This window comes from Kaistia granuli DSM 23481 (genome assembly GCF_000380505.1).
In the GTDB taxonomy this organism is placed as follows: Bacteria; Pseudomonadota; Alphaproteobacteria; order Rhizobiales; family Kaistiaceae; genus Kaistia; species Kaistia granuli.
The window spans coordinates 611,439-624,048 of record NZ_AQYH01000010.1 but is presented as its reverse complement, the minus strand read 5'-3'; the positions used below and the strand labels follow the sequence as shown (position 1 = coordinate 624,048).

Here is a 12,610-nt window from a genome sequence, read left to right as displayed (position 1 = left end):
TCAATTGAGGAAGGCGGCAAGCGTGGCGCCGGCGCCAACGACGATGCCGATCAAGGTCGCCATCACGAGCATCAGCGGCTTCAATTCGCCACGTCCGCGCTTGGACAGCGCATCGATGCGTCCCTCCAGCCCGGCGACGATACCGTCGAACCGCATGAGGAAGATCTCGAGCTCCGAGAGGCGACTGACGATCTCTGTCTGCGTCGTCTCGATCTGCTCGATCTGCGCCGGCGGCGCGTCGGCGCCTCGTCCGGCGCCATCTCCCTCCGTCGTGGCGCGTTGAACGCCTCGCTGGTTCAGCTGGAGCTGGCGCTGGGCCGCCATAAGAACTTCCAGCTTCTCGAGCACGCGCGTCAGCGGCGCTGCGATCAGCGCCTCGGCCGCCTGTTCGTCGAGCGTCGGCGCATAGAGGATGCGCTCCTCGCCGGTGGGCGATACCGCGACGATCGAGAGATCGCGCTGCCGCGCGGTGACGCTTTCCGGCAACGGAATATCAAAAGCATGCTGGCCATCGCCGACGCCATTGCGGCGCAGATCAGAACGCAGCTTGTCGGCAGTGACTTCGGCGATCTTTTGGGAGCCGAGCGAGACGATCACCTGCATCCGGGAATTGGGATGGCTGCGATCGAAGGCCCAACCATACAGGCGGCCATTGTCGATGGCATCGACGCGGCCGGTCACCCCCACGGGGGAATCCTGGGTGTCGGGCTTCTGCGGGAGGGGAATGGCTTCGGCGGCTGACATGGCAACCTCCTTCAGGCAGGAAACTTGACGCGCGCGAGCGCGTCGAACAGGGCGAGATATCTGCTGGCAACCGCGTCGATCGTCGGCGGCGCATTCGCATTGCCAGACAGTCGCCGCCAGAGATCGGCATCGCCGGCCGCTTGCCGCATGGTGCGGGCAAGATCGATGGGATCGTCCGGCGCGACCGTCAGGCCGTTGACGTCGTGCTCGACCATCTCCGCCATGCCGCCGATACCGCTGACGATGACGGGGCGGCCCTGCTGTTGGGCCTCCTGGATGACGAGCGGCGCGTTTTCCCACCAGATCGACGGCACGACGACCCAATCGACAGCCGCCATTAGTTCCGGGACATCCTCGCGGCGATAGGCGCCGCGTCGAACCACGTGCGAGTTCGTCCTGGCAAAGCGGTCATCGAGTTCGGTCTTGAAGGCATCGGCCTGAAACGGCGTGCCGCCATGGACACGAAGCTCGAAATCGACACCGCCCTGTATCAGGCGCTCGGCGGCATCGAGCAGCACCGTCCCGCCTTTCCAGGGATTGAGATTGCCGAAATAGCCGAAGACATTTCGGGCCGAGCCGTCGGCGCACCGGGACGCGGCAACCCTGCGCCCGCCCGGCTGGCCGTTGGCGATGACATCGATGCGAGCGGCGTCGAGGCCCCAGGCGACAAAGCGATCCTTGAGAAAGGCACTCGGCGAGACGAAGCGATCGACGGTCGCCAGCAAGGTCTTCAGATAGCGCTCGCGCAGCAGGAACTGGTCGGCCCCGACTTCGGGGAAGCAGCCATGGCAACGATCCGGCGAGGCGCCATGGCAGCGCTCGCGGCCGTGGGTCCGCATCATCAGTCCGTCATGAGCGCAGATCAGATAGTAGTCGTGCAGCGTCATGACGATGCGCGCATCCGGCAGCACCCGCCTGACCAGGGCCGGGAACTCGGCGCCGATCAGAAGCAGATGATGGATGTGCACGACATCGGGCCGGAATTCCGTCAGCAGCGCCTCGAGATCGGGAATGACGCCGTAGAGGTCGACCTGGCTCATGAAAAAGCGGTCGAAATGGCCAGCCCAGAGCAGGATCTCGTCCTGCCCGTTGCCGATGCCCTGGAAGCTGGTGCCTGGCTTCTCGTCGCGATGCAGACGGTTCGTCGCGCCGAGAAACAGTGCCTCGGACCCGGCCCGTTGATAGGCGCGGAACAGGTCGTGCGCGAAGATTTCCGTGCCGCCGGGATGGAGATCGGGATGGTTGTGGGCGACGACGAGGATGCGCTCTGCCATGCTCACCCTCGCTTCTCGGCGACGAGGAAGTCCTGATAGTGCGCCGCCGGCTGGCCGCGCCAATGGCCGAGGCTCTTCAGGCAGATCGACAGCCCGAAACGCTGGATCAACCGCTCGAAGAAGCCATCATCGAAACCGACCGCGCCAAGCGGCGCGGTGCGGTCGACGAGCCAGGCCGGTCCGTTGCCCTCCCGCTTGAAGGCCAAGCGCGGATCGCGCTGCGGCAAGGCGCCTTTCGCCGTCTCGTCGAGGATGAAGGCCGTGATGAAAAGCCGGCCGCCCGGCACGAGCAGCCGCTGGGCCTCGCGGACATAGGCCGCGATCTCGAGCGGCGGCAGATGCGTCGCCACAGAGACCATGAAGATGAAATCAAAGCTCTCGGGCTCGAAAGGGAGCCGCAATGTCTCGCCCTTGATCGCACCCTTGGGATTGTAGATGTGATGGGCGACATCGATCGTATCGAAGCGAAAATTGTCATAGACGGGGCTGATGTGCTCCCGGCACCAAGCCACCCCTTCAGCGACAGGATCCACCCCCCAATAGGCGGCGCCCGGCGAGAGATATTGCGTCAGAGGTACGGCGATGCGGCCGATGCCGCTGCCGATGTCGAGCACGCGATCATTCGGCAGGATGCCCCCCAGCTGAACGAGATGGCCGAGAAACTCGGTGCCGATCGCCCGATAGTCGCCGTCGCCGACGAAGATGCTGTCGGCCGTGGGCTCGGGCAGGAACCGGTTGGCGAGTACGCTTTCCTGCAACCAGGCAAGGTGTTGCGGGTCAAAATCCGGCCGTGCCGGCTCCGACACCGCCTTCAACGCAACCGCCGCCGTCATGCCGCGCTCCGCTGTCTGCGCACGGGGGTGGTCTCGGCCGCGCTCGTCACTTTCGCCAGTTCGGCCGCCTCCTGCATCAGAGGCCCGATCACGCCATCCCAGCGCTGACTATGCAGCCAGGAATTATATCGAGAGGCGATCCCGCGCATGTAGTCGCCATTACGGCGCATCGAACGCCGCTCAAGGTGATAGAGCGCGACGCCCGGCTCGTAGGAAATCGCCTGCCCGGTCGCTCGGATCTTCAGGCAGATATCGCTGTCTTCGTAGTCACCGATGACATAGTCCTCCGTAAAGCCGCCGACTTCGCGGAACGTGTCCCGCAGCATGACGAGGCAAGCGCCCGTCACGGCCGGCACGAGACGCGCGGTATTGGCGGGTGCATGGCCGCCGGGCATGCCCTTGAAGAAATGATGATTGAGCCAGGTGCCGCGGGCGTCGCGCTGGAAATAGAGGCCGGCATGCTGCAGCGAGCCGTCCTCGAACAGCAGCTTCGGGCCGACGGCGCCGATCTTGGCCGCGCCGCCCAGCTTGTCGGCAAGCTGCGCCAGCCAGTCATGCCCCGTCGGGATGACGTCGGAATTCAGCAGATTGACGATGAGCCCGCGAGCTAACTCGACGCCGGCATTGTTGGCCCGCGCGTAGCCGCCATTGGCGCTCATCACAGCGAGCGTCATCGGCATCTGGTAGAGCCGGTAGAGCCCTCCCAGCATATGGCTGACATCGTCGGCCTGCTCGGGAGAATCGAGCACGAAAATGATCTCGGCATAGTCGCGCAGGCCCGGATCGGTCGCGAACGCCGCGACCTGAAACCGCAGAAAGTCGAGCATCCGGTAGAGCGGGATGACGATCGAGAACAGCGGCTCGGCCAACGCCGGGCCAAACTGTTCCGTTCGCGCGACCGCCACCGACTTGATGACGCGGGACTGGATTTCCGCCAGCGCGGGCCCCAGCGTGGTCGTAAGCAGCGATCCGGTCGCATGCTGAAGCGGCACCGAGCGCAAGGCCCCTGCCCGCATCGTCGCGGCATCGATTGGCTGCGGCTTCGGGATCAGCGTGACCTCGCCGCCCGACTTCAGGCGCATGCGGAAGCGCGGCTGGAGGATCGGGCCCGCCGGCTTGTCATGCGGCAGATAGGCGATGAAGCCGGTGGCATCGTCGCGGACGGTGCCCTCGGCGTTGCCGACGCGGCCGGGAAAGAGATGCCAGACGGCGTCGAGTGAGCGCGCCTCCCCGGCGGCCACATGATCCATGCCCGCAATCAGCCCCTGCGGGTCGCGGAACCAGCCGCCGACGAGCAGGCCCTCGTCCAGCGACAGGGCCAGATCCACCTCGGCGCCCGGCTGGAACGCCGCGAGTTCAACCGCCTTCGCCGGAATCGCCGCGCGGGCCTGCATATCGATGACAGCCAGGCGCGCCTCATCCGACTTGGCGGAGAGGGTTCGCACCAGGAATTCGGTCAGCGCGCCGTCATTGCGGCGGGCGCCCCACCAACGCAGGAAGCTGGCCGGCGCCTTGGCTTTCCGCCCGAGTGTGCGAATGGCAAGACCATGCTCGCCGATCAGGACCAAGGTCCCCGAACCGAGGGAAGCTGCATTGCCGTCCACGACCAGCGTCGTGGCGTGCCGGCCGTTCTTGTCGGCCTTTCGCGCATAGGCGTCGATCGCCAGACGGCGTACGCCATGCGGGGTGATCAGATGCCCGGAAGCAATGGCGCCGAGATCGGCACTCGTCGCGAGCTCGATCAGCGCGGTGTCGCGGGTCGGCTCGCAGGCAAGCACGGCCTGGCCGTCGCCCGGCTGCAATTCATGCGCCAGAACCTGCACAGCCTCGGCATAGGTCGCCGAGCGACCCAACCGGAACGCGCCACACCAGGACGTCAACAGGGCCGTCAGCAACGAAACGCGAGCGCGGCCGTCGAGATCATCGACGAGGGCCGCGACATCGGCGCCAAGGAACGGATCGCCGGGATCGACTTCGACGTGATCGGATGGGCCGAGCGTGCCGGCCGAAACAGCAAGGCGCATGGGTTCGCGCGGCCGCATGGCCCAGATGATGCGGGTACCTCCATCGACGCGGCCGAGCCGCAAACTCGCGAGCGGCGCGATGATCTCGCCATCCTGGCGCGCGCAACGCGGCGGCACGGAACAGGGCCCGGGGATATCCCAGACAACCGCCGAAACATCCGAGGCCAGCTTCAGGCTCCGTATCGCCTCTGCATGACCATCAACGGGCGATAGCGGGACGATTTCCAGCATGCCGGGCACCTCGATATCGCGAACTCAAAGGGAACTTCTGCGGCGCCCGGTGGGAGGGTCCAGGCGCCGCAGGCCATCAGCCGACGGGGGATCAGCTGATAACGAAATAGCCGTTCGGGTTGTTGTGAACGTCGTCGGCATTGACGTTCACCAGCGTGATGGAGTCGCCGTTGCCAAGATCGATGATGGTATTGCCGCCAACCTGCGTGGCACGAGCAGCAAGATCATCGGCCGACGTGATGTTCAGATCGTTGATGTTCTTGGAGATCTGCAGAAGATCCTCACCAGCATGGAAGTCGAGGACGACATCGTTGCCGCCGCCACCGGTGAAGACGAAGACGTCTTGGCCCGCACCGCCGGTCAAAATGTCATTGCCGGCGCCGCCGTCGAGGATGTCGTTGCCATCGCCGCCGCTGAGAATGTCGCTGCCTTTGCCGCCATACAGGACGTCGTTGCCAGCACCACCGAGCAGAATGTCATTGCCGTTGCCGCCGTCGAGGACGTCATCGCCAACGCCACCGTCAAGGACGTCATTGCCGTTCTCACCGAACAGCTGGTCATTGCCGGCGCCGCCGAACAGGAAGTCATCCCCATTGCCGCCGAACAGCGCGTCGTCGCCAATTCCGCCGAACAACAGGTCATTGCCGTTGTCGCCGAAAAGCGTGTCGTTGCCGGCTTCGCCGAAAATCATATCGTCGCCATTGCCGCCAAAGACAGTGTCAGCTCCGGCATGGGCGAAGATGATATCGCTGAATCGCGAGCCGAATAGGACGTCATCATACGCCCCGCCTTCTAGAGTGGCCATCGAGGTCTCCTTGTCAGTCGCTTCTCGCCGCCCAGATCGAAGTATCTCCGCGGCCGCCGCGCTTTCCGCAAACGCACTTGGTTTCGGAAAGCATGACGCACTGCACTATAAGCGATCAACCGACATGTTCAACGACTTTATCAAGGATTCGACTCTTTAGATCTTTCAGAAACTAGTACATTTATTAGACTAATTCGTATATTTACGGAATTACTGACATACCAATGAAGCTAAATTATCCGGAAATCCAAACTATATTCTAAGGAAAATTGCTGCATCGCAGCATGACTCAAGGGGGATCACTCTTCGTGGAAAGCCGCGTTGAAGCTGTCCGTGATCGGCGAGAGCAGGTAGTCGATGGCCAGCCGGGGCTTGTTGATGATCAACATGTCGGCCGGCATACCCGGATAGAGCTTCACGTCGGGCGCCGATGCCAGTGACTCCGGCAGCACCTCGGCGCGTGTCACGAAATAGGAGGAGTTGGTCCGCTCGTCGACGACATGGTCGGCGGCGACATAGGTCAGCCTGCCCTCCAGCGGCGCATGGCTGCGCTGGTTGTAGGCCGTCAGCCGCACCCGCACGGGCGAGCCGACGCGGATGCTGTCGATATCGGTCGGTCGGACATGCGCCTCGATCACCAAAGGCTCGTCTTCCGGCACGATGTCCATCAACGGTGCGCCGGCGATGATCGCGCCGCCGACCGTTCGGATCTGGGCATTGACGATGATACCGGCTTGCGGCGAACGAACCTCGAGCCGCTGGAACACATCGCGCGCCGCGGTAATGCGCTCCTCGACATCGGCGAGTTCGCCCTGCGCCGTGGCGATGTCTCCCGCCACCTGCTGCAGCCAGTCCTGCGTCAGGGCGAGTAGCTCGAGGTTGGCGCCGGCCCTGGCCTGATCGGCCTTGGCCCTGTTGGCCTTCAGTTCGCCGGCATTGCCGAGCAGCGCGCTGAGCCGCGTATCGATCTCCAGCAATTGCGAGCGCTTGGCATAGCCCTTCTCGACCAGTCCGGCGATTGCCACGCGCTGCTCCTTGAGGAGCTCCTGCTGCTGCCGTGTCGCCTCGCTTTGGGCCACGAGCGCCTGGGCTTCCGCCTCGTGCTGCTCGACAGACTTCTGCTGCACGTCGAGGCGGCCGCTTTTGGCAGCAACACGGGAGAGAAAGAACTTGCTCTCGGCCGCCACCGCGTCCCGCGCCGCCGGCTCCGTCGAGGCCAGCAGCTCGGCCGGGAAGTCGACCGTCGCCGCATCCGCCTGTTCGCTGCGCAGCCGCGCCAGCTTCGCCATCAACGCGAAGCGCCGCGCCGTCAGCTGCTGCAATTCGGAGCGGGCCCGGGTGTCGTCGAGCAGGATGAGAGGCTGGCCCGCCTTGACGACGTCGCCCTCCTTCACCAGGAGCCGCTTTAGGATGCCGCCCTCGTAGTGGCTGACCGTCTTGCGCTTGGTATCAGCAACGACGGAACCACTGGCGACGGCGGCACTGTCGAGGCTCGCCGAATAGGCCCAGCCGATGAACCCCCCGAAGCCGATCGTGACGGCGACCACGCCCGCGATGATCGGAATGCGCAGGCTTGGTTCGCGATCGAGGATCTCATTGCGGCCGCCGCGCAAGGCGGCGGCATAGACGATCGCCGGCACGGCGTCGCGCCGGGCGCGATCAAGTTCGGCCGGCGTCTGTCGGGTCAGATTCTTCATCGATGGTCTCCGCCTTTGGCGATCGCCGGCGAAGCCTTCGCCACCGACCGCTCGCCCGTCATCGGCGAAATGATGTCGGTCCGCGGACCGAACTGGGACACCCGGCCATTCTCCAGCACGAGCAACTTGTCTGCGACCTCCATGATCGCGGGACGGTGCGCGATCATGACGACGATGGCGCCTTCCGCCTTCGCCGCGCGGATCGCCCGAATCAACGCCGCCTCCCCCGTCGCGTCGAGATTGGCGTTCGGTTCGTCGAGCACAATCAGCCGCGGATGGCCGTAGAGGCAGCGCGCCAGCGCCACCCGCTGGCGCTGGCCGCCCGAAAGCGTCAGACGGGCATCGCCGACCGGCGTATCGTAGCCGAGCGGCAACCGGCCGATCATCTCGTGCACGTCGGCGGTCCGGGCGGCTTCGATCACCGCGCGTGGGTCTCCATCATCCATGCGGGAAATGTTGTCGCGGATCGTCCCGTCCAGCAGCGACACCGCCTGCGGCAGATAGCCGACGAGCTGGCCGAACGAAGCCCGCTCCCAGAGATAGACGCTGTTGCCGTCCAGATAGACGCCGCCCGCGGTCGGCTTGATGATGCCGACGAGAAGGCGCGCCAGGGTTGACTTGCCAGCGGCAGAGGGGCCAATGACCCCCAGCACATCGCCCGGCGACAGGCTGAACGAGATGCCCTTGATGATCGGGACATCCTGGCCTTCCGCGGCATAGATCAGGCGATCGACGACGAGATCGCCGTCGCAGACAGAGGTCGGCATGGTCTGCCGGTCGGCGCCCTCGGATTCGATCAGCCCGCGAACCCGCTTCCAGGCACCTGTTGCCATCACCCACTGACGGCCATTCTCGACCACGCTGTCGAAGGGCATCAGCAGACGGCCCATGACGATGGTCGCGGCAATCATGGCGCCACTCGAAATCTCCTGCCGGATAGCCAGGATACACCCCAACGCCAGCACGAAGAGCTGCATCCCGTAGCGAAGCGTTCTGGTTACCGTGGCAATGATTTTTCCGCGACGGTTCGCGGTCTCCAGCAATTCAAGGGCGCTGAATTGAGCCAGACGCCAGCGTGCGGCCAGAGCGGGCAGCATCCCCATGCTCTCGATCACCTCGGCATGGCGAATCTGGCCCGCGACATTGCCGATCGCCTCGACATTCGCCTTGTTGGCTTCTGTCAGCAGGCTACGCGTCGAGATATCGAGGGCGATGCTGGAAATGACCAGAATCAGGATGGAAACGATTCCGACGATGCCGAAGCCCGGGTGCAGCATGAACAGAACGGCCAGGAAGATAGGGCTCCACATTGCCTCAAGCGGAGCGGTGACGGCATGACCGGTCAGGAAGGACCTGAGTTCGGCCAGATCGCGCAGCGCCTGCGCCGCCCGGCTAGCCCCCTCACGCGCGGCCGCGCGGATCGAGGCCGCCAGCACCGGGCCATTCAGCTTGCGCACCAGCCTTCCGCTCATCACCTGGAACGCCTGATAGCGGATAAACTCAAGAAGACCGTAGAGAACCAGCGCGCCACCTGCCAGTATCGACAACATGGCCAGGGTGTCCATGCTCCGGCTATTCAGCACACGGTCGTGCACTTGAAGCATGTAGAGCGGAACGGTTAGTTGCAGGACGTTGATGAATGCACTCAGGATTGCAGCATAGCCGAGGCCGGCCATGAAGGAACGACGCGCCTCGATCACCACGGCCTCAGGAACCTCAACCTTCCCCGACGCCTTCGCACCTGCAACATCACTCGACGTTGCTTCAATTTTCGGCATAATATTGGATTGCCTTGAAATTGTCATTTCTGAACTTTATCGTCCAGCTTCAAGGGTGTCCAGAAGATACATTTAATCGAATTTTCGGACAATCTTACGAAATGCTTGATTCGAATACGTCTATAGGCTGAAGCATTGCCCAACAGACGAATCGAAACACAACAATGCTTCTAAACTTGAATTAAAATTAGCAATGCGGGGCCCGATAATGACACGAGAACTTCTGCAAGCGGCGGTAGAAGTCGAAGAGTCGGACAACAACACTTTGTCCAACAACAATCTCGCATCTGCGAGCGTAATCACGGTGGTAACCGAGCACGACGGCGGGCACGTAACGCACTTCGAGCTCGCCAGGACCATCGAGCGCGTCAACCGGCGATTCACCGATCTGCTCCGGATCGAGATGGGCAAGTTGGGCGTCGGCGATATCGGTCCGGCCCAGGTTATGGTGCTGTTCACGATCGGCAATGGCGAGCTGTCGGTGCGGGACCTGCTCGACAAGGGCCACTATCTCGGTTCGAACGTCTCCTACTACCTGAAGCAGCTTGTCGATCTCGGCTACATCGATCGCGTCGCCTCGCAGCGCGACCGCCGCTCGGCCCGGATCAGCCTTTCCCAGAAGGGACATGAACTGTGCCAGGCCCTGCGCACGGCGGATGACACCTATCATCGCCTGCTCGTTCGCGACGAAGACGAATCGCGCGAGCTCGACAACGCCTATCGCCTGCTCCAGAAGCTGGAACTGGTCTGGACCAATGCGACGCGCTACGGCGCGTAGCCGGCTGGCCGCCCCGCCGCCACCAGAAACAGGGGCCCTTCCCTGATGCGTATTCTCTTCGTCCACAGGCGCGGCATCGGCCAGTTCGAGCATCTGGCCGCCAGCCTCGCCGCGGCCGGCAACGAGGTGACGCTGATCACGGAGAGCGTCGATCGGCGCCTGCCCGGCGTGCGGATTGTTCGCCACAGGGCGGAGCCGCCGGCCAAGCCCGCCGCGATCCGCAGCAGCCCGTTGGCGACAACAGAGCATCATGTCCGTCTCGGCCTGCGGGTTGCCGAGACGCTCGATGCCCTGGTGCGCGCGGAAGGGCCGCCGGATCTGATCGTCGGCCATATCGGCTGGGGCAGCATGATGTTCGTCAAGGACGTCGTGCCCGCCGCCCCGGCCCTCGGCTATTGCGAGTTTTTCTACCGGGCCGAGGGCGCCGATGTCGGCTTCGATCCGGAGGACATCATCGACCTCGACGTTCGTCAGCGGCTCAGGCTGCGCAACGCGGCGCAGTTGGTGACGCTCGATGCCATCGACGCCGGCATCAGTCCGACCGGGTGGCAGCGCAGCCGCTATCCGCAGAGCCATGCCCGGCGCATCGCCATATGCCATGACGGCATCGATACCCGCCGCTTCCGGCCAGACAGCGGACGTGGGCTGACCCTGCCGAATGGCCGCGTGATCCGGCCTGGCGACCCGGTCGTTACCTTCGCGGCGCGCGACCTCGAGCCCTATCGCGGCTTCCCGCAGGCGGCGAAGGCAGCCGAGATCGTCCTCCAGCGCAACAAGGACGCCATCTTCGTCTTCGTCGGCGGCGATTCCAACAGCTATGGTGCGTCGCGGCGTGACGGCAAATCCTGGAAAGAGGCCGTCCGTGAAGAAACCGCGTTGGATCCCGAGCGGGTATTCTTTCCCGGACAAGTTCCGCATGAGACGTTGACGCGGCTTTTCCAGATCTCAGCCGTTCACGTCTATCTAACCTATCCGTTTGTGCTTTCCTGGTCGGTGCTCGAGGCGATGTCCTGCGGCGCCCTGGTGATCGGGTCGGCGACCGAACCCGTTCAGGAAGTCATACGCCACCGCGAAAATGGGCTTCTCGTGCCCTTCTTCGAACCGGAAGCACTGGCCGAGACGGTCCTTGACGTACTGGCCCGACCGCGGGATTTCGTCGACATGCGCCGGCAGGCGCGCCAGACCATCATCGAGCGCTATGCGCTCGACAAGTGCCTGACGCGGCAGCGGACGATCCTCGCTCAGATGCTGGGCGCTTCGATGCGCTCGGTCGCCGCCGCCGGCTGAAGCACAGCCCGTTCGACCGGCTCGGCGACGCTCGATTTCAGCGTGCCCGTATGCAGGATGCCGAGAAGCGGCAGCACCGGCTCCACCGCTGGGTCATACGCCGCGTGCGCGACATTGTCCTTCGGCACATGGCGGTTGGTCCGGGCCTCGCCCTGCGCGACCTGGATCGAGCAGGCGAATTTCGCCGGCTCCTGCAACAGCGCGGGACCGGGATAGAGGAACTCGCAGCTCAGCATCGAGAGCAGGAACTTGAAGGTGCCGTCGCGGACGCCGCCCTTCAGCATCGCCGCTTCCACGGTCTCGCCCGGCATGGAAATCTCCAGCGGGCCGACCTCCGGGGCGCAGACATAGGAGAAGGCCAGCGGTCGGCCCTTCTCGAATTCGAGCTTCAGCCGCATGTTGCCGAGATCGGCCGTCGACGCAGCAAACCGGCGGTTGCGGTAGTCGCGCACCGGCAGACCGCAACGCTCGATCAGCGTCTTGGCATCGATGATGCTGGCGTCGGCGAAATGGTGCGGGTCGATCGGCAGAGGCAAGGCCGTGGGACGAACCGGCGCCGTCAGGATCCGTTCCAGATCATCGGCGACGATGTCGGCGACGATTGACGTTGCGATCGGCCGGGCATAGTGGCCCTGGTCCATGTAGAAACCGGGATCGGCCACGACCTCGCGACCGAAACGGCGCAGCAGATGGCGCGAGACATTGACCACCGACGTCCCGTACCAGTCGGAGATGTAGTGCATGCCGGCATCGATCGACGGAACCGAGCTGACAAACGAACCGCCACGGGCGCCAAAGACCAGCGAGACGATCCGCAGCTTCGGATTCTGGGCCAGGGCATGGCGTAGGATGCCCTCGTAGAAGCGGGCCCAATGGCGGAAGGGCCGTCTTTCGTCGCCGTAGACGAAGGCATCGTTCAGCGCATATTCGATGATCAGGACGTCGGCATCGGCGAGGCCTTCATGCGCCTTCAGCTGATACAGCCCGAAGCCCGAGGTCGTGCCGCCGACGGAGAGATCCGCCACCACGTCGAGCGCGACGCCGCGCCGCGCCATGTTGGTCAGAAGGCTGGGCCAGTAGCCGGGCTGCATCACCGTGTTCGAACCGCCGATGACGATAGTGCGGAGCGCCATTCGCGCTTTCCTCCCTGAAAATCCAA

General features: G+C 64.1%; 10 protein-coding genes. 2 read left to right on the top strand and 8 right to left on the bottom strand.

Annotated elements, in window-relative coordinates:
• From G342_RS0118060 to G342_RS24585, 7 genes are all read right to left on the bottom strand, one after another.
• A complete protein-coding gene (locus tag G342_RS0118060) occupies window positions 1-744 on the bottom strand; it encodes a hypothetical protein (RefSeq protein WP_018184578.1) in 744 nt (247 codons plus the stop codon).
• Between the two features lie 11 nt (window positions 745-755).
• Entirely contained in the window at window positions 756-2,018 is a 1,263-nt protein-coding gene (locus G342_RS0118055) for a glycosyltransferase family 4 protein (protein ID WP_018184577.1), read from the bottom strand.
• A gap of 2 nt (window positions 2,019-2,020) precedes the next feature.
• Window positions 2,021-2,851, bottom strand: a complete 831-nt coding sequence (locus G342_RS0118050; RefSeq protein ID WP_018184576.1) for a class I SAM-dependent methyltransferase — start codon at window positions 2,849-2,851, stop codon at window positions 2,021-2,023.
• Window positions 2,848-5,106 (bottom strand): glycosyltransferase family protein, encoded by a 2,259-nt coding sequence (locus G342_RS24590; RefSeq protein ID WP_018184575.1) that lies wholly within the window; start codon window positions 5,104-5,106, stop codon window positions 2,848-2,850. Before G342_RS24590 ends, G342_RS0118050 begins: the two co-directional genes overlap by 4 nt.
• A gap of 91 nt (window positions 5,107-5,197) precedes the next feature.
• Window positions 5,198-5,911 carry a calcium-binding protein gene (locus tag G342_RS0118040; protein ID WP_018184574.1) on the bottom strand — a complete coding sequence of 238 codons (714 nt, stop codon included), beginning with the start codon at window positions 5,909-5,911 and terminating at the stop codon, window positions 5,198-5,200.
• Window positions 5,912-6,210: 299 nt separating this feature from the next.
• Window positions 6,211-7,608: an HlyD family type I secretion periplasmic adaptor subunit gene (locus G342_RS0118035; protein ID WP_018184573.1), complete on the bottom strand. Its 1,398-nt coding sequence runs from the start codon at window positions 7,606-7,608 to the stop codon at window positions 6,211-6,213.
• Window positions 7,605-9,284, bottom strand: coding sequence for a type I secretion system permease/ATPase (locus tag G342_RS24585; protein ID WP_425402241.1), 1,680 nt, complete (start codon window positions 9,282-9,284; stop codon window positions 7,605-7,607). Before G342_RS24585 ends, G342_RS0118035 begins: the two co-directional genes overlap by 4 nt.
• A 310-nt stretch (window positions 9,285-9,594) precedes the next feature.
• Here G342_RS24585 and G342_RS0118025 point away from each other — a divergent pair, with 310 nt between their 5' ends.
• Window positions 9,595-10,164: a MarR family transcriptional regulator gene (locus tag G342_RS0118025; protein WP_083931271.1), complete on the top strand. Its 570-nt coding sequence runs from the start codon at window positions 9,595-9,597 to the stop codon at window positions 10,162-10,164.
• A 45-nt stretch (window positions 10,165-10,209) separates the two neighbouring features.
• Window positions 10,210-11,451: a glycosyltransferase family 4 protein gene (locus G342_RS0118020; protein WP_018184570.1), complete on the top strand. Its 1,242-nt coding sequence runs from the start codon at window positions 10,210-10,212 to the stop codon at window positions 11,449-11,451.
• On the opposite strand, the gene G342_RS0118015 is transcribed toward G342_RS0118020, so the two are convergent.
• A complete protein-coding gene (locus tag G342_RS0118015) occupies window positions 11,406-12,584 on the bottom strand; it encodes an SGNH/GDSL hydrolase family protein (protein ID WP_018184569.1) in 1,179 nt (392 codons plus the stop codon). The genes G342_RS0118020 and G342_RS0118015 overlap by 46 nt on opposite strands.
• Window positions 12,585-12,610 lie beyond the last annotated feature (26 nt).